Origin of the sequence: Fretibacter rubidus (assembly GCF_041429785.1) — a bacterium.
Classification (GTDB): domain Bacteria; phylum Pseudomonadota; class Alphaproteobacteria; order Caulobacterales; family Maricaulaceae; genus Fretibacter; species Fretibacter rubidus.
Genome location: NZ_CP163423.1, coordinates 942,159 through 968,592 on the forward strand (window position 1 = coordinate 942,159; position 26,434 = coordinate 968,592).

24 protein-coding genes and 1 pseudogene are annotated in these 26,434 nt (G+C 52.6%); 10 read left to right on the forward strand and 15 right to left on the reverse strand.

Annotated features, from left to right (window positions below; all coding sequences use genetic code 11):
- Positions 1 to 125: 125 nt before the first annotated feature.
- Together gcvPA and gcvPB are read left to right on the forward strand one after the other, a co-directional pair.
- Complete coding sequence (gene gcvPA / locus AB6B37_RS04460) at positions 126 to 1,472, forward strand: aminomethyl-transferring glycine dehydrogenase subunit GcvPA (RefSeq protein WP_371397698.1); 1,347 nt, start codon at positions 126 to 128, stop codon at positions 1,470 to 1,472.
- Positions 1,469 to 3,043 carry an aminomethyl-transferring glycine dehydrogenase subunit GcvPB gene (gene gcvPB / locus AB6B37_RS04465; RefSeq protein ID WP_371397699.1) on the forward strand — a complete coding sequence of 525 codons (1,575 nt, stop codon included), beginning with the start codon at positions 1,469 to 1,471 and terminating at the stop codon, positions 3,041 to 3,043. Before gcvPA ends, gcvPB begins: the two co-directional genes overlap by 4 nt.
- Before the next feature lie 45 nt (positions 3,044 to 3,088).
- Here the strand turns inward: gcvPB and AB6B37_RS04470 are convergent, their stop codons facing one another.
- Both AB6B37_RS04470 and AB6B37_RS04475 read right to left on the reverse strand, forming a co-directional pair.
- A complete protein-coding gene (locus tag AB6B37_RS04470) occupies positions 3,089 to 4,192 on the reverse strand; it encodes an acyltransferase family protein (RefSeq protein ID WP_371397700.1) in 1,104 nt (367 codons plus the stop codon).
- Between the two features lie 17 nt (positions 4,193 to 4,209).
- The gene (locus AB6B37_RS04475; RefSeq protein ID WP_371397701.1) at positions 4,210 to 4,851 is read right to left on the reverse strand and encodes a hypothetical protein; all 642 of its coding nucleotides are present in this window, start codon (positions 4,849 to 4,851) and stop codon (positions 4,210 to 4,212) included.
- Positions 4,852 to 5,024: 173 nt separating this feature from the next.
- Between AB6B37_RS04475 and ruvC the strand changes: the two genes are divergently transcribed.
- The gene (ruvC, locus tag AB6B37_RS04480; protein ID WP_371397702.1) at positions 5,025 to 5,531 is read left to right on the forward strand and encodes a crossover junction endodeoxyribonuclease RuvC; all 507 of its coding nucleotides are present in this window, start codon (positions 5,025 to 5,027) and stop codon (positions 5,529 to 5,531) included.
- Between the two features lie 52 nt (positions 5,532 to 5,583).
- Complete coding sequence (locus AB6B37_RS04485) at positions 5,584 to 5,853, forward strand: TIGR03643 family protein (RefSeq protein WP_371397703.1); 270 nt, start codon at positions 5,584 to 5,586, stop codon at positions 5,851 to 5,853.
- Between the two features lie 8 nt (positions 5,854 to 5,861).
- On the opposite strand, the gene AB6B37_RS04490 is transcribed toward AB6B37_RS04485, so the two are convergent.
- Entirely contained in the window at positions 5,862 to 6,683 is an 822-nt protein-coding gene (locus AB6B37_RS04490; RefSeq protein ID WP_371397704.1) for an aspartyl/asparaginyl beta-hydroxylase domain-containing protein, read from the reverse strand.
- 211 nt (positions 6,684 to 6,894) lie between these two features.
- Here AB6B37_RS04490 and AB6B37_RS04495 point away from each other — a divergent pair, with 211 nt between their 5' ends.
- Positions 6,895 to 7,239, forward strand: coding sequence for a hypothetical protein (locus tag AB6B37_RS04495; protein ID WP_371397705.1), 345 nt, complete (start codon positions 6,895 to 6,897; stop codon positions 7,237 to 7,239).
- A 2-nt stretch (positions 7,240 to 7,241) separates the two neighbouring features.
- Here the strand turns inward: AB6B37_RS04495 and AB6B37_RS04500 are convergent, their stop codons facing one another.
- The 3 genes from AB6B37_RS04500 to AB6B37_RS04510 form a co-directional block, all read right to left on the reverse strand.
- Positions 7,242 to 8,504 carry a hypothetical protein gene (locus tag AB6B37_RS04500; RefSeq protein ID WP_371397706.1) on the reverse strand — a complete coding sequence of 421 codons (1,263 nt, stop codon included), beginning with the start codon at positions 8,502 to 8,504 and terminating at the stop codon, positions 7,242 to 7,244.
- 83 nt (positions 8,505 to 8,587) lie between these two features.
- A complete protein-coding gene (locus AB6B37_RS04505; protein ID WP_371397707.1) occupies positions 8,588 to 9,340 on the reverse strand; it encodes a CAP domain-containing protein in 753 nt (250 codons plus the stop codon).
- 98 nt (positions 9,341 to 9,438) lie between these two features.
- Complete coding sequence (locus tag AB6B37_RS04510) at positions 9,439 to 11,442, reverse strand: transglycosylase domain-containing protein (RefSeq protein ID WP_371397708.1); 2,004 nt, start codon at positions 11,440 to 11,442, stop codon at positions 9,439 to 9,441.
- A gap of 46 nt (positions 11,443 to 11,488) precedes the next feature.
- On the opposite strand from AB6B37_RS04510, the gene AB6B37_RS04515 reads away from it, so the two are divergent.
- Together AB6B37_RS04515 and AB6B37_RS04520 are read left to right on the forward strand one after the other, a co-directional pair.
- Positions 11,489 to 11,971, forward strand: coding sequence for a YcgN family cysteine cluster protein (locus AB6B37_RS04515; protein WP_371397709.1), 483 nt, complete (start codon positions 11,489 to 11,491; stop codon positions 11,969 to 11,971).
- A gap of 113 nt (positions 11,972 to 12,084) precedes the next feature.
- Positions 12,085 to 13,452, forward strand: a complete 1,368-nt coding sequence (locus AB6B37_RS04520; protein WP_371397710.1) for a glutamate--cysteine ligase — start codon at positions 12,085 to 12,087, stop codon at positions 13,450 to 13,452.
- 15 nt (positions 13,453 to 13,467) lie between these two features.
- Here the strand turns inward: AB6B37_RS04520 and AB6B37_RS04525 are convergent, their stop codons facing one another.
- Positions 13,468 to 15,534, reverse strand: a complete 2,067-nt coding sequence (locus AB6B37_RS04525; RefSeq protein WP_371397711.1) for a TonB-dependent receptor plug domain-containing protein — start codon at positions 15,532 to 15,534, stop codon at positions 13,468 to 13,470.
- Between the two features lie 251 nt (positions 15,535 to 15,785).
- Here AB6B37_RS04525 and AB6B37_RS04530 point away from each other — a divergent pair, with 251 nt between their 5' ends.
- On the forward strand, positions 15,786 to 17,354 hold the full coding sequence (locus AB6B37_RS04530) for a peptide MFS transporter (protein WP_371397712.1): 1,569 nt from the start codon (positions 15,786 to 15,788) through the stop codon (positions 17,352 to 17,354).
- Between the two features lie 72 nt (positions 17,355 to 17,426).
- Here AB6B37_RS04530 and AB6B37_RS04535 read toward each other — a convergent pair whose 3' ends face one another.
- Positions 17,427 to 18,104, reverse strand: coding sequence for a DUF937 domain-containing protein (locus tag AB6B37_RS04535; RefSeq protein WP_371397713.1), 678 nt, complete (start codon positions 18,102 to 18,104; stop codon positions 17,427 to 17,429).
- Between the two features lie 172 nt (positions 18,105 to 18,276).
- Here AB6B37_RS04535 and AB6B37_RS04540 point away from each other — a divergent pair, with 172 nt between their 5' ends.
- Together AB6B37_RS04540 and AB6B37_RS04545 are read left to right on the forward strand one after the other, a co-directional pair.
- Complete coding sequence (locus AB6B37_RS04540; protein ID WP_371397714.1) at positions 18,277 to 18,759, forward strand: energy transducer TonB; 483 nt, start codon at positions 18,277 to 18,279, stop codon at positions 18,757 to 18,759.
- 38 nt (positions 18,760 to 18,797) lie between these two features.
- The gene (locus AB6B37_RS04545; RefSeq protein ID WP_371397715.1) at positions 18,798 to 19,271 is read left to right on the forward strand and encodes an energy transducer TonB; all 474 of its coding nucleotides are present in this window, start codon (positions 18,798 to 18,800) and stop codon (positions 19,269 to 19,271) included.
- Position 19,272: 1 nt separating this feature from the next.
- On the opposite strand, the gene AB6B37_RS04550 is transcribed toward AB6B37_RS04545, so the two are convergent.
- From AB6B37_RS04550 to AB6B37_RS04580, 7 genes and pseudogenes are all read right to left on the reverse strand, one after another.
- Positions 19,273 to 20,421 (reverse strand): MBL fold metallo-hydrolase, encoded by a 1,149-nt coding sequence (locus tag AB6B37_RS04550; RefSeq protein WP_371397716.1) that lies wholly within the window; start codon positions 20,419 to 20,421, stop codon positions 19,273 to 19,275.
- 120 nt (positions 20,422 to 20,541) lie between these two features.
- Positions 20,542 to 21,168: a CarD family transcriptional regulator gene (locus tag AB6B37_RS04555; protein WP_371397717.1), complete on the reverse strand. Its 627-nt coding sequence runs from the start codon at positions 21,166 to 21,168 to the stop codon at positions 20,542 to 20,544.
- Positions 21,169 to 21,359: 191 nt separating this feature from the next.
- Entirely contained in the window at positions 21,360 to 21,701 is a 342-nt protein-coding gene (gene fdxA / locus AB6B37_RS04560) for a ferredoxin FdxA (protein WP_371397718.1), read from the reverse strand.
- Between the two features lie 9 nt (positions 21,702 to 21,710).
- Positions 21,711 to 21,974: a hypothetical protein gene (locus AB6B37_RS04565; RefSeq protein WP_371398486.1), complete on the reverse strand. Its 264-nt coding sequence runs from the start codon at positions 21,972 to 21,974 to the stop codon at positions 21,711 to 21,713.
- 12 nt (positions 21,975 to 21,986) lie between these two features.
- Positions 21,987 to 22,085 (reverse strand): annotated as a pseudogene (locus AB6B37_RS04570) (hypothetical protein); the annotation flags it as partial.
- A gap of 7 nt (positions 22,086 to 22,092) precedes the next feature.
- A complete protein-coding gene (locus tag AB6B37_RS04575) occupies positions 22,093 to 25,044 on the reverse strand; it encodes a helicase-related protein (RefSeq protein WP_371397719.1) in 2,952 nt (983 codons plus the stop codon).
- A gap of 452 nt (positions 25,045 to 25,496) precedes the next feature.
- Complete coding sequence (locus tag AB6B37_RS04580) at positions 25,497 to 26,432, reverse strand: hypothetical protein (RefSeq protein ID WP_371397720.1); 936 nt, start codon at positions 26,430 to 26,432, stop codon at positions 25,497 to 25,499.
- Positions 26,433 to 26,434 lie beyond the last annotated feature (2 nt).

The window sequence follows — 26,434 nt, forward strand, 5'->3', positions numbered from 1 at the left end:
TAGCGGAAAGCCGAAACCGCTGGCGGTTTCGGGACATTAAATTGAGTCGTGCAGACACAAGTGCGCTTGTTGTCGAATATCTCGTTGAAAATGCGAGAAGAAAAGAAAATCAGAAGGACGAATAAATGCGTTACCTCCCTTTAAGTGACCAAGACCGCGCGCAGATGCTATCGGTTGTCGGCGTGAACACGATTGATGATTTATTCGTTGACGTGCCCGAAAGCGCGCGTCTTAGAGGGCTGATTGATCTACCCAAACACCAGTCTGAACAGGCGGTGGAACGGCATATGTCGCGCCTATCGGCCAAGTCTGTCAGCGCGTCATCTGTGCCGTTTTTCTGTGGGGCTGGGGCCTATAAGCACCATATCCCGGCGACTGTGGATCACCTCATCCAGAGGTCTGAATTCCTCACCGCCTATACGCCTTACCAGCCAGAGATTTCCCAAGGGACGCTTCAGACATTGTTTGAATTTCAAACGCAAGTCGCGCTTTTGACGGGCATGGAAGTCGCCAATGCGTCTATGTATGACGGCTCTACGGCGTGTGCCGAAGCCGTGGTTATGGCCCACCGTGTCGCGCGGGGTAAGAAATCCAAAGCCGTCCTCGCTCCTGGTTTGCACCCGCATTACGCGGCTGCGACACAGACCTTGGCGTCTACGCTCAGCATCAAAATTGATGAACGGGATACAGGGCCGGGCCGTGATGATAATGTCATCAACCATATCGATGACGACACGGCCTGTGTGGTGGTGCAATCACCCAATGTTTTTGGCGAGATTATCGATTTGGCCCCGATTGCGGAAAAAGCCCATGCACACAAAGCACTGTTAATTGCCGTGTTTACTGAACCCGTTGCGCTGGCCGCCATTACGCCGCCCGGTGAACAGGGCGCGGATATTGTCGTTGGCGAAGGCCAAGGGCTAGGTGTTGGCCTTAACTTTGGCGGTCCGCATGTTGGGCTATTTGCGTGCACGAAAAAACTCGTGCGGCAAATGCCGGGCCGCGTCTGCGGCGAAACAATTGACGCCGAAGGGAAGCGCGGCTTTGTGCTAACCCTCTCCACGCGCGAACAACACATCCGCCGCGAAAAAGCGACCTCTAATATCTGCACGAACTCTGGTCTTTGCTGCCTTGCTTTCACAGTACATCTGAGCCTACTCGGCGAAGCGGGGCTGACACGTCTCGCGGCCCTCAACCACGAAAAAGCCTGTGACCTCGCCGACCGTTTGTCGACTATCAAAGGCGTGGAGTTAATTAACGACACTTTCTTTAATGAATTTACCCTGCGCTTGCCCAAAGACGCAGAAGGCGTTGTTCAAGCGCTGGCTGATAAAGGCGTATTGGGCGGTGTGCCTGTCTCGCGCCTCACGGATGGGGAGCATAAAGACTTGCTGCTGGTCTGCGCGACCGAGACGGCAAGTGATGAGGATATTGCAGCGTTTGAGAGTGCACTTTCGGAGGTGTTGTCATGAGCATGAATAACCAAGGACGGCCAACGGCGCCTGTTGCAGCAAACCTTAATGACCGTATCACTGTTTCGGGCAGCCAAGCGTTAAACCAAGCGACACAATTGATTTTTGAGACGGGTGATTTGGTGACCACAGGTGTGGACCTGCCAGAGCCGAAAGGCACAACAAAATCGCGCCTAGGGACACACGCGCGCAAAGGCGAGATTGGTCTGCCGGGCCTCAGTGAGCCTGAAACCATGCGCCATTATGTGCGCCTTAGCCAAAAGAATTACGCGATTGATTTGGGTGTTTATCCGTTGGGCTCTTGCACGATGAAACATAATCCGCGACTGAATGAAAAAGTCGCGCGTATGCCTGGCTTTGCCGATATTCATCCGTTGCAACCTGTCTCTACTGTGCAGGGCGCGCTGGAATTAATGAGTGAGCTGTCCCATTGGTTGATGACGCTCTGTAATATGCCCGCTGTTGCGCTAACGCCCAAAGCGGGTGCCCACGGCGAGCTATGCGGGATGATGGCCATTCGCGCGCGTTTGGATGCAGATGGTGCGACCCATAAGCGCCGTGTCCTTGTGCCAGAATCCGCCCACGGCACCAACCCAGCGACGGCTGTGCAATGCGGCTTTACCGTTGACGAGATTCCCGCCAATGGGCGCGGACGGGTCGATATGGACGCGCTGCGCGTGAAGCTAGACGGTCTCGGCGAAGACAGCGATATTGCGGGCATCATGCTGACCAATCCTAACACCTGCGGATTATTTGAAACTGACATTATTGAAATCGCAGACCTTATCCATGCGGCGGGCGGTTATTTTTACTGTGACGGGGCTAACTTTAATGCGTTGGTTGGGCGTGTGCGTCCTGGTGATTTGGGCGTCGATGCGATGCATATCAACCTGCATAAGACGTTCTCGACACCCCACGGCGGCGGTGGCCCCGGTTCAGGCCCGACGGTTTTGTCTGACGCGTTAAAAGATCATGCGCCTGTGCCTTATGTGGTGAAAACCGACGACGGCTACAGTCTTATTGAGCATCCAACAGACGGCAGCTTTGGCCGCATGTGTGCTTTCCATGGACAGATGGGCATGTATAGCCGCGCGCTGACCTATATGATGAGCCACGGCTCTGATGGGTTAAAGCAAGCGACAGAGGACGCGGTGCTTAACGCCAATTATGTGCAGGCCTCCCTATCGGATGTCATGACACCAGCGTTTGGTGGTATCTGTATGCATGAAGCGCTATTTGATGACCGTTTCTTAAAAGATACAGGTGTCGAGACGCTCGATTTTGCGAAAGCTATGATTGATGAAGGCTATCACCCGATGACGATGTATTTCCCATTGGTTGTGCATGGGGCGATGTTGATTGAGCCAACAGAATCTGAGTCCAAGCAAGAACTTGACCGCTTTATCAATTCGATGCGGAGCCTTGCCCTGCGCGCGAAAGCGGGTCTGGTCGAGAGCTTTAAAAACGCGCCTGTCTATGCACCGATGCGGCGTTTGGATGAAACGCAGGCAGCGCGTAATCCTGTGCTACGGTGGACACCACCCGTTGATGTGCAAGAGGCGGCTGAATAGTTTTGAATTAATTAAGTGCCTGCGCCAATTATGCGCAGAAATATATTAACTGCCAGCGCCGAATAGGCGCTGGCGAAGTCCGCCGAAATACCGCAGTAGCGGCTTTTCAAATCCGTACCAAACAACCGATGATACCATGGTGCTGATTACCACCATGATTGGCAGGATGAAGATGTTGTCCCACGCGCGGTCGCCTGCAAACATTGCCCATAAATAGCCAAGCGCGCTAAGCGTTAGCACATGCGAAAGATAAAGCGCATATGACCAATTCCCGATGGTCGAAAGTGATTGCGGGGCCTCTGCGCCGCGCCGTTCGACATTGACAATCCCGTAAACGATAAGCGCGCTGGGGATACCAAAAAGAACCGTGCGTTGTGTATAATTTGGGAAGGGATCGACTGCGATATTGGATTGATAGATAAGTGCGAGCATAAAGGCGAGCACACCCAAAATGAGTATCGGCCACGCCAACGGCCCAACGTCATCCCTGCGCATATAGAGCCATCCAATGACCGCTCCCATGTAAAACTCCAATCCCATGGGGTTAATCATCAATCGCCATGTCGGGGATAGTGGGCAAAAGCCTGAGTTTTGTAACAGCACGATAGCGGCTGCCCATACTGTTAATCCCACCATTAAAAACCGCTTGGGTAGACACAGACATAGCGCGAATATCAAATAAAAATAAAGCTCATGAATCAGCGTCCACGCCACTTTTAACATCGGGTATGTTTGGTCGGGCAGGAGCAGGAACGACCGCCAAAGGTTAGTGGCGTCAGGGTCAAAACTAATTAATTCTGGTCGTAATCGCCACGCGATATAAACCAATACTGCTATCAACCAATAGACGGGGTAGATACGGGTGAAGCGCGCGAATAAAAACCGCCCGACATTGCGTATATTATGAGGCGTATTCCACGTCACGTAAACCATGATGAAACCAGAAATGACGAAGAATAAATCCACGCCACTAATACCAAGCATAACAATGCTGGGCAGGATTTGGTCAGGGCTATGTTTAAGCTCTATCCCTGGCAGATGCGCAAACACAACCAAAAGCGCCGCGATCGCCCGCAGCGCTTGGATATTATAAAGCGTCTTTGCGCCTTGTGTCCCAACAATACTCACGCGCCCATCTATAGCGCGCATAGGGCTGTCGTAAAGCGTTAAGCCGTGCTTTGCGCCGCGCCGAGCCGCTCTATCATTTCCCCGACATCACGGGTCAGCGTTTCCATATCGGGCGCCCATGTGGTCACGGCGTCAATGACGGTGCCGCTATGGGTCTCAACCAGCAGGGCCTTGGCATCGCCGCCTTGCCAGCTTTGACTGCCCACAGGGACAACAAGGCCTGTATTACGGAGTGATTTGCCGCCAAAGCTTGCGAAATGCGCGTCTTTGCCTGTGCCGTAAATCAGGACATATTTATAGCCCGTATCAACAGCCGCCAGACGGATAACATCAAGCGTATTATCGGCCTCTTGACCGTCCACGGGTGTTTCCGATGCGGCGCTAAGATAAGCGGCAGGCGACAAGTGGCGTATGGGTTGGGCCAGTGTTTCAGACAGCGTCGCCCAATCATCGGCCTCTTGATAGGGCGTCGTTATCATGCGGCCACCGTCAATACGGACAAGGGCGATCGGAGTGTTGGCGTCAAAGTTCGCCGTGGTGGACGGCAAGACAAGATCATCTTCAAACAATTCCATATCCGCCTGCGCAAACTCTGGCACGCTTAGCGTGCCGGCCACGGCGCTTGTGCTGAACCCTGTGATGACGGCTGCCGTTAGGGCTGCTTTTAAAATTGATGTCATGATAGTCTCCAGTCCGTTAGTGATAAGGCCTTTGTAGCCAAGGACTGGGGCAGGGTTTTGCCGACACTGTGATGATTATAGGCCTTAATTGCGGCGGTTAACGGCAATTAAGGCACATCGGCGTTAACCTCTTTTGTCTTGGCAAGAGGTTTTTGTTCCCCTAGTGTTCCTTCATGAACGCTGTACGCATTATAGGGATTGATCCCTCACTTGTCGCTTGCGGGTGGGGCGTGGTGGATATTGAAGGCACGAAATTGCGCCATATCGATCACGGCGTTATCCGCCCCGACCGCAAGGCGGCCTTGCCGATGCGGCTCAACACCCTCTTTGATGACCTATCAAAAATCATTACGACCTATCAACCGCATGAGGCGGGGGTTGAAGAGGCCTTTATGAAAGACAATGCGGGCAGCGCGCTGAAACTCGGCCATGCGCGCGCGGCCTGCTTACTCGCGGCGAGCGTGGCGGGCTTAGGCATTGGTGAATATGCACCGCGCCTTGTTAAAAAGTCAGTGGTCGGTACAGGCACAGCCGACAAGGCCCAAGTTGCCCATATGATGAATGTTCTGATGCCCGGATGCGGCGTCACGACGGGCGACGCGTCAGACGCGCTTGCCATTGCCATATGCCATGGTCACCGCGTGAATGCGGCAGGGGTGCTTTACCGCCGCGCGGTTTAGGGCGCGTTCAAGTTTTATGAAACCGCGCGCAGAGTTGGTGCGTTTATAGACCATGACACAACCAAAACCTAAAGACATAAAATCCCTGACCGACGCCCAAATAAGCGAGGTCATCGATTATGCGTGGGATGATGACGCTAGCTTTGATTGGATCAAAGAGCGGCTGGGGATTTCAGAACCGCAAGTCATCAAGATTATGCAGGGCAATCTGAAACCCGGCTCATTCCGTCTTTGGCGTAAACGCGTATCTGGCCGCACGGCAAAGCATAAAAAGCTCATGCGCCCCAAAGATTTCGACGGTCGTTGGGACGGAGAACCTTAAAGACCGACTTAACTCCCCGCTGGGTCGCTCATGGCTTCTAGCGCTTCGTTATTCGCGCGAATAGCAGCTTCTAAGCGGTCTTCGGCGGTGGCAAGGTTCTTTTTAGGGTCTTTGTAAAAGGCCGTCATTTTCATGATATTGAGGAAGGTTTTATTGAGGAACCGCCCCCAAAATTTCATCGGACGGTCAAAATCAAAGAGCAATATCACGCGCTCTTCGTCCGTCTCGTTCCATACCTCATGCTCATAAGTATCATCAAAGACGAAAATCTCGCCCTCGCGCCAGGGCGTGATGGTATCATCGACGCGGATGCGGCATTTCTCGTAATCCTTGGGAATAATCAGACCAATGTGACTGCGCAAAATCCCTTTGGTCACGCCTTTATGTGCGGGAATATGATAACCAGGGGCCAAGATAGACAGCATGGCTGTTTGCAAATTGGGAATTCCCGCCAGTAATTCCGCCGTGCGCGGGGTGAGTTTAGCGTTAGTTTCCAGTTTTTGCCCAAACCCATAGATAATAAAAGTTTTCCAGTTTTGCCCTTTGGCCAAGCGGTATTGGTCGGGTGAAATATCTTGGAAGCCCGGTATAGCCTCACGGAACTTTAAAACGTCGCGCGCCTCAGCTTGTAGGGTCTCCCACTCATCGACAAGAGGTTGAATGTAAGGAAAATACTCATTCGGGATTTTCGGTGTATCAGGCACAGCCGATTGGGATGACTGAATTTTCGCAATTTTACGCACGAGCTTTTTGCCATTCTTTTTTACAAAGGCGCGCACAGGCTTTTTTAGCGTTGCGGGTTTTTCTGGTGTGATGTCTGTATCAGTCATGCTGTGTCTCGCTGCGCTGTCAGGCCAATATACTCGGTCGCGAACAGGCGGGTTTCAGTTGGAGCAAACGCTACACGGTCAAGCGACATTTTTAAAGCATGAAGCGCGTAATTTTGCTCTCTTTGAGGAAATTTCGCAGTTACCGCTAAAGCGGCACAAAGCTTGCGAAGACAGAGGCGAGCACCGTGCCACTGTTAGGACTTGATACACCATGCTAAATATCGTTTTGCCCACGGCTATCATGTTTTTAATCACAGTAGCGGTCGCCTCTATCTTTGTATTTCCTGCAACACGGTTTCGGATGAAAAACGCTTTGGTGAGTTTTTACTGGACGGGGCTATGGTTATTTCTCGCTATGATTACGGCGGTGGCGGGCGGTGCAAACACGCTGATGCTCGCACGGTTTGATGCGGCCACAATTAGCACAGCGATGCTAACGGGTATGATTGCAGCCTTTATGGTCTTTGTGATGTTTGGCTGGTTCCGCCTTTCGTCCAAGGCGATTATGGCCTATTTTATCAGACTCAAGACCAAATTTAGCAAACCTGCCGCATAGATTTAACGTGTCGCGGCACCGGCAAGACCCGTTGTATCAGGGGCCTCACGAACGGGTTGCCGCATCGGTTGCATTTGAACAGGTGCCACTGGCACATTGGACACAGTCGGAATAGGGGCGTCTGGATTACGGGCGACCGCTACAGGGTCAATCGGGCGCGGAATTTTCACATCATCATGTAACGACCCAAAAAGGCTTTGTTGCGCCTGCGCGGCTGTCATTGGGCGCTGCGGTGCCATCTCTGAAGGGATATTAACAGATGGGCGCTGCATTGGTTGGCGTTGGACTGGCTGGCGTTGGACTTGCTGGTGCTGTGCTTGTTGTTGCGGCATTGCCTGCGGGCGATAGCTGGGCACACCGGGCGGTACAGCTTGGCCTGTCGCGGATAGTCGCGGGTCAATCGCAGGCTGCTGTTGGAGCTGTCCTTGAGGGCGGGCCTGCGGCTGCATCTGGCTTTGTGGCATTTGACGTTGCTGGATTTGGCGTTGCTGCATCAGGCGCTGTTGCAGGCGGGGATCGCCGCTCATTTGGTTCGGTATGTTTTGCGGTCCATTATAGCGCGGCGCTGGGCTTGGGCGCATCACTTGACGCGGGGCTTGTTGCGGGGCCGTTATCGGCTGACCATTCCCAAGGTCATGGCGAAATTGAGAACCTTGTGTCTGACCTTGCGGGCGCTGCATTTGGGGACGCTGCATTTGAGTGTCTGGGCGTTGACCCTGCTGCCGCTGTAGGTTTTGTTGCTCGGTCAACGATAGGTTTTGCATCGCCTCTGGCGTTACCCCGCGGGGGGCGGGCCGTCTGTGAGCGACGGTTTGGGCTGCGGTCTTCTGTGGTACCGCTTCGCGAACGACACGGCGTGTGGGCGTGGGTTGCGTTATTTTTGGCGGCGTTACAGTTGCTGGGCTCATATTTCCGACGCGCACTGTATTGCTGCGCCCCGGAATGATTGTGGCGGACCGAATGGCGCTGTTGTTTTCGCCGCTCACACTATAGCGGCTTGGCACGGGGGCGGCGGCTTGGGCGTTAAATTCGCAAACCCCGATAGGGGCTTGGGGGTTGACCTTTACAAAGTTCCATCCGCGGCACTGCGCGTCACCCGAACATTGTGCGTCGCATAAATCGGCGCTGGCTGCCGTGATGCTGTCATAGGCCATGCCCGGACGATATGTGCCAGGATCAGCGGCAAAAGCCGTTGGCACCGCAATGATAGAAAACCCAGCAAGGCTAAGCAAAGTTGATGTCAGGAAATTTTTTTGGCGGCTCATGGGGCACTCCTAAAACGAATCATGTCTTAGAATGACGCGAATCTCTTAGCGTTTCGTTAACCATAAACGGCAGATGGGCAGAGCTAGGGCTGCGCTTGCAATAATTGCATTTGTTCGACTGTCATGGCTTCTTCGAGATGGGAGAAATTTGGCATGGGAGCCGCCATCAACATCGTCCAATATGTGAGATAAGTCGTGGTCGGTTCATAGACCAACGCGATGCCAAATTCTGTCGCATCCGCAAGCAGAAGATTTTCGTTATGGCCCGGGCTATCCTGCCAAGCCTTAAAAACTTTATCCCAGCTTTTTTGGCCTGTGGCGACATTTTCGCCTGCGACAGTAAAATAATAGCCTTGGCGCTGAATACGGTCAGAATGAGTAGAGCCGTCAGACCCCTCATGGGCGGCATTGCCGTGAATGGCTAGATCCTGCGCATGCACATCGGAGGCTTGAATCAATTTCGTATTGAGTGTCACAGGGCCAAGACCGTATTCGGCGCGGTAGGCGTTCAAATCCGCCACGGCTATATCCAGAGATAATTCTTCCGGCGGCGTGACCTTAAAGGGGGATGTTTCAGATAGCCCGTCATTAAGACGGCATTCCGCTTCGGGTTTGGTAATGTCAGCTTGATAAGTCACCGCCCCACGACATAGCGGTTCTGACTGGCAAATAGCGGAACATTCTTTGGCTGAATTAACTGTCACAGTTTTATACGTGCCGTCACCATCGCGGATAATAACGGGCGCATCAGTATAGCGGTCAACCGCAAAGCTGGTCGTAAAGGTGGCGGCAAGGATAAAGCCAAAAAGGACGGCGCGCATGATAAACCTGAACATGATAATAACTCCGTCTGTGATGCCCCGACAATCCCTACTGAAAGGTTAATGTGCCAGTTAAGAATTGGTTATGAAATAACCATGTTGTCGCTATAGCGCTAATTCAGCCCATCGACTGTGACCGGCATCACGTTTGCGCGGGGCTGGGTAATACCAGCGGCGAGATTTCGTTCTGTAATCAAAGCTTCGGCCAGACCGCTATAAAAGGCGGAAATTTTGCGGCGCTTTTCATCGTCTTCAAAACTCTGTGGGGCGTTAAGGGGCTCCAGCGGCAAACCCTTATGCGCGGCTAGCATGAAGTCTTTCCACGCATCGACGGGCAGCAGCCCGCCTGTGACGCGCGATGTCGATGAATTATCATCATTACCCATCCAGACACCCGTTGTGTATTGCGCGGTAAAGCCCACAAACCACGCGTCGCGGTAATCTTGTGTCGTGCCTGTTTTACCGCCTGCCGCGCGCTTACCTAGCTTTGCGCCGTGGCCTGTGCCTGTTTGCACAACATCAGACAGCATTTCGGTCATTTGACGGGCATAGCTCTCTGCATAGACCCGTGTCGGGGCGAGGGCCTTGCGCGTGTAAAGCACCTCATTGGCCGAGTTTGAGACGCTCTCAATGAGGTAGGGCGGCTTTCGTACACCATCGTTAGAGAACACCATGAACGCTTGCGATAAATCCAGCAGCGTGACTTCTGATGCCCCCAGAGAGATGGAATAGGTCGTGCGCAAATTTGTCGTAATGCCAAATCGCTTGGCCAAATCCACAATACGGGGCGGGCCGATTTCCGCGCCAACTTGAGCGGCAACGGTATTGATTGAGAGCTTTAGGGCCTCACGAATGGTCATCGGGCCACGGTAACGACGGGTGTAATTCTCTGGCTTCCAGCCTGCAATCTCTGTCGGTTGGTCAATACGCACAGTCGCGGGGGTGAAGCCTTCTTCTAGGGCGGTTGCGTAAACAAAGGCTTTGAATGACGAGCCAGGCTGGCGTTCGGCCTGAACAGCGCGATTAAATTTTGATGCGGTGTAATCGCGTCCACCAACCATAGCGCGCACGGCGCCTGTTTGATTGTCCAAAGTGACGAGCGCGCCTTCGCTGACTTTGCGTTTCTCGCCTGTCGTGGACAAGATGCCCTCGACACTATCGTGAGCCAATTGTTGAAGCTTTGGGTCTATTGTTGTGCGCACGATGAGGTCTTTGACCTCTGACCCAACAAGCCCCTGGGCTTGCTCTTGGATATAGTCAAATAAATGCCCAATGATGGCGGGCTCTATCGCGTCTTTGGGCTCTGATATGATGACGGGGGGATTAGTCTCGGCTTCGGCCAGTTCTGAGGGTGTGATCATCGTATTGGCCAGCATACGGCGGAGCACAAGCTTGGCGCGGCTCCACGCGCCGTCAAAGTTCTTTGCTGGGTTATAACGCGACGGCGCTTGGGGTAGACCTGCCAGCATGGCGGCCTCTGATCGCGTGACCTCTGTCGCTGATTTGCCGAAATATCGCTGCGCTGCCGCCTCTACGCCAAAGGTGCGGTTACCCAAATCCACGCGGTTCAGATAAAGCTCTAAAATCTCTGGTTTGGATAGGACCGTTTCCATTTCATAAGCCAGCCAAGCTTCTTGGAACTTACGGCGGTAGGTCTTCTCAGGAGTCAATACCATATTTTTGACAAGCTGTTGCGTGAGCGTTGAGCCGCCCTGCGCAGTGCGACCAGACTTTTGATTTTCGAAAAAGGCCCGCAATATCGCACGGCGGTCAATGCCTGCATGTTGGTAGAACCGCTCGTCCTCAATCGCGAGAAAGGCTTGCGGTAGGTGATTGGGCATTTCAGACAGCTTGAGCGGGCGCCCGACATGCGGCCCGCGGTGGCCCAACACATTGCCATTTTTATCCAGCAGTGTCGTATTGGGCTGTAGGTTTAACTCCCACATCGTTGTTTTATCGGGCAGGGACGGCAGGCCATCAAAGAGATAGGCGCGGGCTTGCACATAACCAAAGGCACCAAGAGCGGCCAGAATCAAGACAATCGTGATAAACAGCTTGCCTCGATTGCGTGTTCGGTTGTCATTCACCGCATCTATGTCTGCACGATATGTTTGCATGATTTAAATGGTAGCCCAATTTGAATTGCTCATCTAGTAAGCGCTTATGACCGACGTTACAAATGATATGCCAGCCCAACCCTATTGGAAAACCAAAAATATGGCAGAAATGAGCCGTAAAGAGTGGGAAGACCTCTGTGATGGCTGCGGAAAATGTTGCTGCATCAGGTTAGAGGACGAGGATACTGCCGATATTTACATCACAGATGTGGTCTGCAAGCTGTTTGACGCGGGGACATGCCAATGCACGGATTACCCGAACCGCTCCAAAAAAGTGCCTGATTGCGTAACGCTCACACCAGATAATGTCGATAAACTTCATTGGATGCCGCGCACTTGCGCCTACCGCCTCATATCTGAGGGCAAAGACTTGCCTGATTATCACCATCTTGTGTCGGGCTCGCGCGAGACAATTCATGAGGTCGGCATGAGCGTGCAAGACGCGGTGGTGTCAGAGACGCAAGTCGATGAAGACGAGCTTCACCACAGATTAGTCGTCTGGCCGGGTGAGCCAGATATTGGGGGCTAAGCCAACAAATCTTGCCATTTTCAAAATTGCATAGCCCTATCGCAAAACCGTGACTTGTCGATTGGCGCGGGGTTGGTTAGAGCATAATTCAAACGTAATAAAAGAGACTGCTCATGGCTGCTCCCGCTGCATCTGGTAATTCGCCCCTCATAACATCAAAGGCCCAAATGATAGAGCGGCTGTCGAGCGGCTCTAAGCCTAAATCTGAGTGGCGTATCGGGACAGAGCACGAAAAAATCGGCTTTTGCAAGGACACGCTAAAACCTTTGCCTTACTTTGGAGACCGCAGCATCCACGCGATGCTGACGGGGTTGCAGCGTTTCGATTGGGAACCTGTCGTCGAGGGCGGCAATGTTATCGCGCTAAAACGTGACGGCGCCTCCGTGTCGCTAGAACCCGGCGGGCAATTAGAGCTATCAGGCGCGCCGCTAGAACACGTCCACCAAACATGCCGAGAGGTCAATATTCACCTGCGGGAAGTCAAAGAGGTCGCGGACGAGATTGGCGCAGGCTTTCTGTCGCTTGGCTTTCGTCCTGATACCAAACTTGAAGACGTGCCGATGATGCCCAAAGGGCGCTATAATATCATGAAGGCCTATATGCCCAAAGTCGGCACGCACGGCTTGGAAATGATGTTTCGTACCTGCACAGTGCAAACCAATCTGGATTTCGGATCTGAATCTGACATGGTCAAAAAGATGCGGGTCAGCCTTGCGCTGCAACCCGTCGCGACAGCGTTGTTTGCCAACTCACCTTTTACCGACGGTGTGCTGAACGGTCATAAATCCTTTCGCTCTCGTATATGGCTCGACACGGACGCTGACCGTACGGGCATGTTACCCTTTGCGTTTGAGGAGGGGTTCGGGTTTGAGCAATATGTCGATTATGCGCTGGATGTGCCGATGTATTTTGTCTACCGAAACGGCACCTATCTCGACGCCTCGGGTAAATCATTCCGCGATTTCCTGGACGGTAAACTTGATGTCGTGCCTGGCGAATTACCAACAATTTCTGATTTTGATGATCACCTGTCTACGATTTTCCCAGAAGTGCGCCTCAAGCAATTCCTAGAAATGCGCGGTGCAGACACTGGGCCATGGGGCGAGTTATGTGCGCTGCCTGCCTTTTGGGTCGGGCTATTATATGATCAATCTGCGCTGGATACGGCGTGGGATTTGGTCAAGGATTGGACCGAAGAAGAACGTCATGATCAGCGTATGAATGTCGCGAAAATGGGACTTCAAACACCGTTTCGCGGCAAGACCCTGCGCGAGGTCGCTGTGGCGGCGCTGGCCATATCGCGCGAAGGCCTAAAGGCACGGGGGAAGCTAAACCATCACGGTGAGAGCGAGACTGTGTTCTTACAGGAGCTTGATCAATTCGCGCGCACGGGAAAATCCAATGCTGACCGCCTTATCGATTCGTATAATGGCGCGTGGGACGGCGATATTACGCGTGCTTATACAGACTGTATTTACTAGATTTTTTGATAGGCGCTAAAACGTATCTGAAATTTGAATACTGATGCGGCGGCCACGGCGGCGGTCAAAATCTTGGATCTCTGCAATGGGGCCTAGGCGGTCCGTCTCGAAAATGACGCGCGGGCGAATAATACGTTCTTTCAGGACATTTTGCATAAGCAATGTGAGTTGAAAGCCGTAAAAATCTTTATGCTCGATAAAGGCAAAGCTGGACGGGCGGTCACGGCGGCCGTCAAAGGTTTGGTCAAGGCGCAGAAACGGGCTCTCGCGGCGTTGTTCTAACTCCCCGCCAATGGCGTAAGGGGTGTTCGCAATATCCCAGCGGTAATTCAGCTCCCAACTCCAGATTTCCGTATCATTAATGCGTCTCGCTAGCCCAGAGAGCGGGTCGTCAATTTCGCTATCGGCAAGGCTGCCTTCGGCCTCAATACGCATGCCGCTCAGGCCGTAGCTATCAAGCAGCCATGTGGCATTGGCCTCGACCCCATATTCAAACGCACTGTCTAAATTTCCTGGCCCTTCGGAGCCGTCATTAAAGCGGATGCGATCAATGGGATCTTCAATGAAGCGGGCAAAGGCGCGTAATGTGCCAGAGATAACGGCACTGTCTTGGCGGTCTAGCTCAATCTCTGCGTTCCAAAACTGTGTTGGCACAATCTCGTTATTGCCTGACGTTATAATATCCTCAGTCAGGCTGACGCCATCGACAAAGTCGCCAAAGTCAAGTTGGCCCACGTCGCGCTCGACTTTCGCGCGCAGGGCATAGGTCGGCGATAGCGTATAGCTGGCCGCGACAAAGCCCTTGGGCCGCACGAAGCTACGCGCAGGCGAGGGGTCAGTGGTGACGTTAAGCTGCGAATATTCCGCCCCAATGGATGTCTGTAAGTTTAGCTTTGGGTTTATCGTCCAACTATGGGTGAGGTTACCCTCGGCCCGTTTTTCCTCGACCCGCGTACGGTCAGTCTCAAGCGGCGTGGTGGTGTCTTCAAAACGGTTTTCGCGGTCAAGATAATTAAACGCTCCTTCGATGGAGACTTGTAAATCGTGATCGGTCGCGGGCGCAAAGCTATATTCTGCGCGGCCAATATATTCGCCTTCATCCGTGTCGCGGTTAAAGATGGACCGTGTCGGGGTCTGCCCGTCAATAAGTTCGGCAAAATTATCGCCATTTTTGCTATTTTCAAACCGGTGGAGCCCAATGAGTTTTAAGGTGCCATTGCCGAGTGTTGGCACGTTCAGGGGCAGGGCGTAATCTCCGCTAATCTCATATTCCAGCTCGTCCTCGCCGCCTTGGAAAATCGATTGCCCCGTCCTGCCGCGCGGGGTGAGAGCGGTAAAAACCTCAGAGACGCGCTGGTTCCAATTACCATATGTCAGCGCGAGGTTAAGGTTGGCGATGTGTCCGCTATCAGGCGTATAGGTTAGGTTTAAATCAACGCCAGGCTTGGTTTCGTGAAAATCAATGTCTTCCAAACGGTCTTCAAACACCACGCCATTAGCATCCGCGAATGTCTCAACCCCGTCCTCGGTGAATAGGAACTGGCCACTATTTAAGCTCGCGACATACGATAAATTGCCGCGTGATCCGCTGAGCGATATTTCACCGTCCAGCAGTTGTGGTTGCGTGCCCTGCTCAAACCGCGCGGCATATTCCCATGAGCCAGACAATCCTGAGCCGCCTGTGATAATATCGGCGACCTGTCCAGACAGTCCCGGAATATCCAGAGATGCGCCGTCTTTAATATAAATGCGCAGCACATTATTCGCTGGGATGCGGCCTAAGATGTCGCGGGCGTCAGATGATTTAGACGAGGGTCTGCGTCCATTAATCAGGATGTTTAAATTCGCTTGACCAAATCCGCGCTCTCCGCCGCTGCCGCCCGATAGGCTAAAGCCTGGAATACGGCTGACCATATCGCTCGCGTTTTGGGGTTGGAACACATCAAAATAGGACGGCTCAAAGCTACGCTCGACCGCATTGCTGTCCTCAGACCAAGCGGGTGTCGCCAGCAAAAGCAGTGGTAAAGCGACCCCGCAGAGCAGACGCTGCGTGCGCATATGAAATGATGGAATAAACGTCATTGTCCCCAACCCAATTGAGGATTTGCCCTAGCGGGGTTTTCGGCAAAATACCACCCCAACGCCGTAAAGTTTCCGTCATTTATACCGACTTCCCAAAGCGTCGTCAGCATTTACATCAGGCGCGCAATATTGCGCCCTAAAATACGTCAAAGATGGAATTTTATTCCCCATCCCCACTCTTGCGCTAAAAACCGCTTGAATAGAGGCTGGGAGAGAGGCAGAACGAAGAAAATAAAATTTAGGGGACTTCAATGAAAACACCAGCTCAACGTCAAGTCGACGATGCCGCCTTCTTTGGCCATCCCGTTGGCTTAAAAACTCTATTCCTGACAGAGATGTGGGAACGGATGAGTTATTACGGCATGCGCGGCCTTTTGGTCCTGTTTATGACGGCGGCCATTGCCGAAGGCGGCCTGGCTATTGGCACAGCGACCGCCGTGGCGATTTACGGTCTTTATACCGCGTCGGTCTATTTCATGGGCTTGCCCGGCGGCTGGATGGCTGACCGTATGATCGGTAGCCAAAAAGCGATTTGGTATGGTGGTATAATTATTATGTGTGGGCACATTGTGCTGGCCATCCCCAGTTCTAAGACATTCTTTATAGGACTTATATTAGTTGTTTTGGGCACGGGGCTTTTGAAACCGAATATCTCTGCTGTTGTGGGGCAACTCTACGGGTCTCAAGATAAACGCCGCGATAGTGGCTATGCCCTTTATTATATGGGGATTAATATCGGCTCGCTACTTGGCTATACGATCTGTGGATACCTTTATGAAAGTAACGGCATTCATTGGGCCTTTGGCGCCTCTGCCGTGGGTATGTTTTTGGGCCTGATTTATTTCTACAAGACCCGCGACAACCTTGTGGGGGCTGGCGCAGAACCGGCGGCTAAGCTGTCTGCTAGTGCGATGTCAAAAAGCTGGTTGGTTGTGGCGGCCTTCTTGGTTGTCCTTACAATTATCACAGCGTTGATGCTTATGGGCGTGCTAAGCTTTGATCCGATTGCCATGTCAAAAGTGGTGGCTGTGACCTTTGTGGGTATCTTCTTCCTTTATTTTGCTTCTGTCTATTTGGGCGGTAATCTGACCCCTGTTGAGAAAAAAGGCATGTGGGCGTTCCTGCTTGTCTGTGTGGCATCGACTTGTTTCTGGTCTGGGTTTGAGCAGGCGGGATCCTCGCTGAACCTGTTCGGTCAAGACTTTACAGACCGCACAATTGGTGGTTTTGAAATTCCAACGACATGGCTACAAAACGTTAATCCGTTCTTCATTATCACGCTGACGCCGTTCTTTGCCATGTTCTGGATTTGGCTCGGTAAGCGTATGATGACGCCGGGTTATGGCCTGAAAATGGGCGCAGGTCTGATTATTATGGGCATGGGGTTTGTTGTGATGATTTTCGCCGCTCACGCGGCAGCTGACGGCAAAGTCGCGATCTTCTGGCTCGTGATGACTTATTTCTTGCACACAGTGGGCGAGTTAACGCTCAGCCCAATCTCGTTGTCGGCTGTTAGTAAGCTTTCACCACCACGTTTCTTGGGCCAAATGATGGGTTTATTCGTCCTGACCTATTCTATGGGCAATATCATCGCGGGTCTTCTAGCTGGTGGATTTGATCCGGAAAATGTCTCGGAAATGCCCGCGCTATTCACAACCATTGCGACCTTTGCGATTGGTGTCGGCGCTGTGGTCCTCCTCATTGGGATGTTCACTAAAAGGTGGGAACGTGACGTGGAAATCGCCAATGCGGCGGCGGATGAGGTGCCGACGCCTACTAGCGCGAAAGCAATTTTGCGAAATGAAGGCCCGGTGATTTAATAAAAATTTGATTAAATACAAGCCCGCTCAGATGTCTCTGAGCGGGCTTTTTCATGTCAATTTTATTGAGGTTTAGCGTCGGCTGTTCATTGCCATTTGCAAGATATCATCCATCATGGAGCCGTCGCCATCCGCGTCTAGCATTTTGCCGATCATACCCATGCCTTGCTGATGGCTGGCTTGGGCTTGTTGTTGCACGCGTTGTTGCTTGCGCGCTCCGCCCAAAAGTCCGCCGAGCAGCCCGCCGATACCGCCTTGACCACCTTGTGGTGCACCGCCCGTTAGGTGTTGCATGGCCAGACCCGCGAGCTGGCTTTGCATAGACGGGGCTGCCGTTTGCTTAGACAAGCTTCCCATCGCCATAGTCGCGACAAGCGGGAGCAGCTTTTTGAGCATACCTGTATCAATCCCGGTTTGTTCTGATGCGCGGCCCGCCACAGCGCGGCTGACGTCTTTTGACCCAAATAGATGTCCTAAAATCGCATTGCCGTCTTGGACAGCTTCGGGACGAGCCAGGACTTCGGGTTGTTCCAAATATTGCTGATGATTGCCGTTTTGCAGAGCACCCAGCAATCCCGCCAGACCTTGTGGGCTGTTTGTGTTTTGCTTTAGCGCGCTAGAGATGGCAGGCAGAAGTGCCGCAATCGCGCTTTGTGCTTGGTCAGGGGCCATGCCTGTTTGGGCTGCGGCTTGTTGCACAGCGGCGCCGTTTTGCGCGCTCATAATCATATCAAGTAAATTCATCGCCATAGGGTCTCTCCTCCAAATAATAGCTGCCCTTACTTAGACTGCGTTTGGCGTTTTGACCAGCAATGACCGCATATGGGGAGTGTTCAGCATCAGTCCATTTACATCCCGTTCATAAACGGGTGATACTGCGCGCCACGCTAGACACAGATGCAAGGTCGTTTTATGCAATCTTATGATCAAACGACCGACTTATACTCTTTGCCTTACGCCTTTTTTGTTAACCGCCGCCTGTGTCGCCGCCTGTGCCGCCACTGCGCAGACCATGCCGGGACCACCGCCGACGATGGATTACTTCGAGCTTAAGCAAGACAGCGTTGACCCCAGCCTTGTGTCCGCACCGTCGCCAGTCATGCCGACAGAGGCGACACAAAGTGGCTATTGCTGCGTCGATTTTGATATTAGCGCGCAAGGTAAAGCGGTTAGCATCAAGACAAGCTATTGCAGCGAAGATTTGTTTCGTACAGCGGCCATTACAAGTGTAGGCGAGGCAGAATTTACACCCGCCAAAGTCGGCGGTGTGCGCCGCCTGTCGCAAGGTCACAGCTTTGACGTGACATTCAAAAAAGAAGACTACCAAGGCGTATTAAAGCCCAGCGCAGACGGTAGAATGACGCGCGCCGCACTCGATGCGGGCATGGCGCTCTGTCCGTTTTAAAGGGTGAGGCTTGTCCAATGAAAAATTATTATAGAGCTATGAAACTGAGTTCAGTATTTATCACGCTCCTAACGGCGTTTTTGATCGCGCCTGCAAGCTTAGCGCAAGCGCCAGACGCGCAGGGTAATCCAACCATAATGGCAGATAGGCCCGCGACATTTAAAAAAGGCATCCCGCCCAAAACACCTAATAGCGCTAAACGGAGTGGGTATTGTTGCATCAACGTCAATATCGATATCGATGGCAAAGTCACAGACACAAGGGCACTCACATGTAGCCACAAACGGTTCAAAAGAGAGTCGCTAAAAAGGGTCGGCCAATATAAATACTACCCTGTCATAAAAGACGGTGTAGCTGTTCCCTCGACCATTATAACCTCAGTGCCCTTTATTATGGTGGGGTCTAAGGGTCACGTTATTCCAAGCGCGGATGGTGAAATTGACGATAGCTTTCTTTCACCTGTAACGCGCAAAGATATTTGCGCAGCTGATAAAGTTCAGGCCGCTAATTAAGCTACTCTGACGGTGCTTTATAACCCGGAATTTTATGCGGTGGGACGGATTTATAAGTAAATTGCCCTGCATCATTAAGCCGCCGCGTGATCATACCGCGTTCTTTTAAGCAGTTTAAATGCGCAATGCTTTCGCCCACGGCCATGATGCGGTTGCCGTCGTTGATCGCACGACGAAAGAGGACGGGATACACTTCGGTTGATAACATCGGCGTGCGGCAATAATCATAAAGTCGGCTCAGCGCTTTTTCGTGATGATCAATCAGCTTTGATAAGCGGCGGTGAACCCCGCGAAACGGAATACCATGCGCCGGACAACAGAGGGTGTCCTCTGGCAAGATACCGCGCAGTTTCACACAGCTATCAATCCAATCGCCCAGGGGGTTGGCTTCGGGTTCTGTCGGCCAGACAGAGACGTTAGAGCTGATATTGGGTAGGATCTGATCGCCTGATAGAACAATAGATAATTCCTCACACCACAGGCAGGCATGTTCGGGTGAATGACCCGCGCCAACAATAACGCGCCAGTCTCGCCCGCCGATTTTAATGACGTCGCCGTCTTCAATACGGTCATAGCTGTGCGGCATGGGGGTAATGGCTTTGCCAAATCCGCCAAAGCGCATTTTATAAAGCTCTAGCTGCTGCTCGGTGTAACCTGCTTTGCGGTAAAACCGCAGACCTTCGCGCGGGGCCGCTTGGCCCGTATCCGCGGCCATCAGACGGCAGAGGAAATACTCCCCGCGTGTCATTAATAGGGGCGCTTGGAACTTGCGCGTAATCCATCCCGCAAGGCCCGAATGGTCAGGATGCAAATGGGTAACAATCACACGGTTGACGGGACGTCCGCCCATCAGGCCTGAAAAATGCTTGGCCCAAATATCTTTGCTATCGCGGTTGCCGACCCCTGTATCGACCACCACCCAGCCGTCACCGTCTTTAATCGCCCATAAATTGATATGGTTCAGCCCCGACATCGGCAGCGGAAAGCGTAGCCAGAAGACGCCGTCTGCGACTTCGGTCACCGATCCATTATCCGGAGGCGTGTCCATAATAAAAGATAGTAGCTTGGACGAATTATCGCGCGGCGTGGTCAAGCTCTCGTCATGGGCTGTTTTGCGGGACTTAGCGGGTATGGTTCTGGGGTCGGTCATAAAGTAAGCTTAGGGCAGAGGCGGTGTTTAAGGAAGGGGTCTGTTCATGCAAAAGGCGCTCCAAACAAAAACGCCTCCCAAGTGAGGGAGGCGTCTGTAAGTTGGGATGTGAAGCGCCGTTTACGCGGCGGCTTCGTCCGTGTCGTTATCATTCTCAGACGCGGCTTCGGCTTCTTTAGCGGCTTTGGCTGCGGCTTTCGCGCGTGCAGCGTTTAGCGTATCCAAAATATCGGCCATAGCGCCGTCGCGGTCGGTTTTCTTAATAGCGGCCACTTCGCGCACCATACGGTCAAGGGCTTGTTCATAAAGCTGACGCTCTGAATAGCTTTGCTCGGGTTGGGCGTCTGTGCGGTGCAAGTCGCGAACGACTTCGGATACAAGCACGAGGTCGCCAGAATTGATCTTGCTTTCATATTCCTGCGCGCGGCGTGACCACATTGTGCGCTTGATGCGCGCGCGACCTTTTAGGGTCGTGAAGCTGTCTTTTAGGACATTTTCATTAGACAGCGGACGCATGCCGGACTGGGCTGCTTTATTGGTTGGGACGCGCAAGATCATTTTCTCTTGCTCAAACGCGACGACATAAAGCTCGATTTCCATCTCTGCGATGACTTCTTTTTCAATCGCTGTGACTTTGCCAACGCCGTGGGCGGGATAGACGATGTGCTGATTGACTTTGAAATTTACAGGTTTTGCCGGTTTGCGGCGCGTGTTTGAACGACCACGTTGAATGGGTGCAGTTGCCATATGGGGGTGCCTTTTTGTTTTCTCGGACCATGAAGTCCGCTTCCTAAACAATAAAACGGCGTGGAAAGATGAGCTATCCACGCCGAATAATTGATATTATCATAACACAAATATGACAGAAAATCTAGTGCGGGGCGAAAAAACCCCTGTCTTTTTACAGACTTAGCCTAAATTTCTACGAAAAAAGACGGTTAATCGCCTTTTCCAGGCTTTTCAGAGAAGTATTTTTCAAACTTGCCTGTCTCGGATTCGTATTTCTCACGGTCTGGCGGCGGGTCGCCTTTGACGGTAATATTGGGCCAAATCTCGGCATATTTAGAGTTGATGGCCAGCCATTTGCCGTCAGGGTCATCTTCCGTGTCGGGTTTAATGGCGTCAACGGGACATTCGGGTTCGCACACGCCGCAATCAATACATTCGTCCGGGTGGATAACGAGAAAGTTCTCGCCCTCATAAAAGCAGTCCACGGGACAGACTTCGATGCAGTCCATGAACTTACATTTTACGCATTCATCTTTGACAATATAGGTCATTCGGCCCTCTTAAATCTCGGGTGGGATGTGACGCTTGCGGTGTGATTTGTCAAGCTTTGGCGCTGCATATGCGCTGATTTGCGGCGCTTGGTTTAAGCTGTAGCAACTTCGGGCCTCAGCGGCGGGGCCGCGGCGGTCAGGAATAGCCTTTATCTGTAGATCCACGAGCGTCTGCCCGCGCATAAAACTGATGCCGTCACCGGGCCGCACGCATGTATGGGGCTTTTTGATCCGTTCCGTGACAGAGGCCTCGGTGATGGGCGCGCGGGTCATGCGAACCTTTCCTTTGGATATTAACCGCCCAGCCAAGGCGCGTGTCTTAATCAACCGCGTCCGGTACAAAAATATATCAAGGCGTTGGCTGTCAATATCCGCGTGATCCACGTAAGGCTTAGTCCTTTTTCAGATTTTTCAAAGCGGCCAGCGCGGCAAAGGGGCTGTCCTCAATCTTACGGGGACGCTCTTTGGGGGCCTTAGGCTTATTATCGCGGGGTGTATTATTACGATCACCACGCGGTTTGCCTTTGAAATTACCTTTTGGCTTACCTTTGCCCTTGAAGGCACGGTTGTCATTGCCTCTATTATCAGGACGCCCGCCGCCACGTTTTTTAAACGGCATCGTCCAAAGCTCTTGCGTGGGTAGGTCGACTTGGGTGCCGTCCTCTAGCGTTTCGCGGCGTGTATAGGGTGATAGCGGTTTAGGCCCTGATTTGGGCTTAGGGGCAGGCTTTGGGGCGTCTACGGCTGGTGCGTCAGCTTTTGGCGCTTCGGCTGCAGGCGTTTCAGCCACAGTCGGCGCAGCAGGGTTTTCAGATGCAGGAATTATGGGCGCTGGTGTTTCTGTCGTCGCGGCTTCTGTTGCCGCGTCTTCCACCTTCTCTGGTTCTTCTGCCTTCGCGGGCTCTTCCACCTTTGCTTCGGGCTTAACCTCCACTTCCTCGGACTTATAGCCTAAGGATTGCAGCACACCGCGTGTGTCGTCATAGCTACTGCCGAGCAGCGCGAGCATTTCCTGCATAATCACAAATTTGCGGCCCCCCGCTTCGCTCATGGCTTGACGGATAAGGTTGGCGAGGCGGTCGAGAATATCAAAGCGTACAATCCGCGTCCCGCAGGCCCGGTATCCCGCCACGGCCAGCGCTTGGTCTGTGTAATGGGTCGACGATAACTCGCCTTCGTTTTGAATGGACGTCACGCCTGCAAATGGGATAAACGGTTTTTTGTCACCACCCGCGCCGTAAGATAACAGCAGGGAAAGCAATGTCGCGGGCTTCGGTTTAATCATATCGCGCATGAAAACAGTATATTGCCCGAAATAAACGCCGACTTCGCGGAGTTGCTTACGCGCGTCCTGGTCCAAATCACGGACAATCTGACCTTGCTTGGCGCGGTCAATGTAACCAAAGTTTTCCAGCATAGAGAACGCAAAGCCGCGTGTGGCGGGCAGGGCCTCTGGGCTCTCGGATAGGGCTTTTAATTTCAATAGCGGTTCCAGCTTCGCCGTTACCTCAGCCTTAAGAAAATCACGCATACGGTTCACGGCGAGGTTTTGTAGGTTCTGGTTCCCCAGCGCGCCGCCAATTAATTCTGCATCAGGATTAAACACAGATCCGCTGCTGGCGATGCGGCCCACGGCTTTGCCGCCCCACATGATGCGGCCCGTATCATCAAGCGTAAAGATAGCATGTGTGCCCCCGCAAAGGCTGGTCAGCCGGCGGTCAATTTCAGGGCCAACAGCGGCCGCAGCCGTCGCTTGTAACGCTTTGGCTTCTAGGTCTGTGGCGCTGTCATCAAGGCGGAAGTCCACCCCGTCCAGATAGCCAATTTTGTGGCCATCGACCCACACTTCGCCGTTATCTTTTACGCTGGTTTCCATGGGGTTACCCAATCCTATATTTTTTAATAGCGCGCTTGTGCGTCTATCGACAAAACGCGCGATTAAGCTTTCATGTAATGCATCCGACAGGCGGTCTTCGACCTCTCGTGTGCGGGCGTTCCAATGCTTTGCATCCCACATCCAGCTTACTTTGTTTGCGCAATACGTCCAAGTGCGGATTTGCGCAAGGCGCGATGACAAAATATCCACCCCACCGGACGGGTCGTCAAGGCGGCTAACCTGCTTATTCATATAATCATCGGGCAAGCGGTGCTTGTTATTTTGCAAAAGCCTATAGATGTCTTGGAGCAACCGGACATGGGCATCGATGGTGACATTGCGAAAATCAGGGATTTGACAAACGTCCCACAGGCGCCGCACATCCGCTGGGATTTTAATACTCTGCTGGATTTCGGGGATGGCCGATAGGCGCTCAAAGGCTAGCTCGTCTGTGACCCCTTTGACGCGGCGCAGGCGGCGGTGTTTGCCGCCAATATGCAGGCTATCGTCCAGTGCTTTAATCGAGCGAAAATCAAGCGCTGAATTGCGCCACTCGACATGGGTCATGGGATCAAAATCGTGATTTTCAATCCGCTCTATGGTCTCGGGGTCAAGCTCTGGGCAGTCGCCTGTGGTGCCAAATGTGCCCTCATTACGAAACCGCCCCGCTCGGCCTGCAATTTGGCCCAGTTCCATGGGCGTTAGCATGCGCCGTCTGCGCCCGTCATATTTTCGGATGGACGCAAAGGCGACATGATCTGTGTCCAGATTCAGCCCCATACCCACCGCATCTGTTGCTATCAGGAAATCAACCTCGCCGGATTGATAAAGTTCGGCTTGGGCATTGCGGGTGCGCGGGGATAGGCCGCCCATAACCACCGCCGCGCCGCCGCGTTGACGGCGGATAAGCTCTGCAATAGCGTAAACCTCTGCGGCTGAAAAGGCGACAATCACAGAGCGTTTGGGCAGGCGCGTTATCCGCGTCGCGCCCGCATATGTCAGGGTGGAAAACCGTTCCCGCGTGTCATGCTGCGCGCGGGGCAAAAGCTCTCGAATGATAGGACGGGCCGTTTCCGCGCCGAGGAATAATGTCTCCTCTGTGCCGCGCGCGTTAAGAAGCCTATCAGTGAAGATATGCCCGCGCTCGAAATTACCCATCAATTGGATTTCATCGACCGCGAGGAATGAGAAGCGCCTATCCATCGGCATGGCTTCCACCGTGCAAACAAAATAGCGCGCATTGGGCGGAATGATTTTCTCTTCGCCAGTAATCAGTGCGCATTGATTGGCAGGCTTTATCGCGCAAATTTTGTCATAAACCTCACGCGCCAACAGCCGCAACGGCAAGCCAATTACCCCGCTCCCGCGCGCAAGCATCCGTTCCACCGCATAATGCGTCTTCCCCGTATTCGTCGGACCAAGAATAGCCGCAATACGCGCAGGGTTAAGATTTTCGGAGGATGCCATAGCGTGTGTGTAGCACTGCGAGGATGAAGTTCAATGCGAGATTTGACGCGGGCGAAACCATAAATAACGTCTGTGGATACAAATCAAGAACAAGCTAGTAATTTTTGAATTATTTCATATAGTTACTCAGTCTGATTCGTTTTGCGCCTTTTAACGGCGAGGCAATGGGTGTCTCAGGCAGGGCATGCCTTATGTCCGAACAGCTATGGAGTTAACTATGGCTACTAAGACTACAAAAATCGGTCGGTCTGCAAAGACGGGTCGATTTACTACAGTCAAGCAGGCTTAGCGTTATAAAACGACTCACGTCGTTGAAACGGTGAGAAAAACAAAAGGTAAGTAACCTGAGTTCTGAGCGCTTTCGTCTTGGCGGAAGGAGGCGCTCAGTTTTTCTTATTAGTAATACGTAAATCGATTCTTAACCGCGTGAAGGTAATTTTTATTTGCTTTTATTAAGGCGCAATAATCTCCCACTCATCCAGTTTTATGACGGCCTTAATCGCGCTGATTTTATAGGTGAATCGCAATGGGATATTGAGGCCTAGATCGGGTCGGGGGACAAAGTAGACCGTCACGGGGGTGGAGCCTTCTTCGTCACTCGGCAGGTCTTCGGGGTCAAAACCGTTTATTGGCTCATAATAGACTTTGCAGCGCACGGTCTGCACATTGTCTTTGCCAAATTTGCGAGTCTTGGTGCCGTCGCGTTCCATGCGCAGGCCGTAATGTTGCTTGCTATCAAATGTGCGCACAGTCCCGTCACATAACTCTCCGCCGATACGCTCGCCGCGCAGCATCAAATTCAGTACCGCCGATATTGTGTCATCGGCTGAAAACCGTTCCTCTGGACTGGCAGGCGGGACGCCTTGGCTGCCGAGTGTTGGGATGATGTTGACGTCAATGGTGCTGGCCTCCGTGTCATAATTCATTTCAACCCGGCGCTCTTTGCCGTCCATATTTTGCTGCACATGGAAATCAGGGTGCAGGCCGTCTTTATCAAAGCGACCAGAGGTGACCGCCCAAATCTCTAGCTTTTTTAAAAGCGCGCCAAGGCCTGATGTTTTGATGTCGGCATAGGCGGCGTAGCGGCCAGTTTCAGCTGTCACGTCATCAGGGTCTACATAGCCTGTATAGTTGGCCTTGATCATACGGATGCCAAAGACATAGCCTTTCAACCCAAAACGAAATTGCAGGGCATCTTCGCTGGGCGCGATGATGTCATATCGACGCTCGCCGAGATTACGCGCATTTAGCGTGGGCATGTTACGCTCATTCATTATCAAGTTAGCTGTGGATTGCGGCACAGCAGAATCGGTCTGGCCAAGGACAACGCCGTAACCCGCAAGAGCGGTCAGGGCAAAGCCCGCAAAAGTTATATGTCGTGTTTTCATAG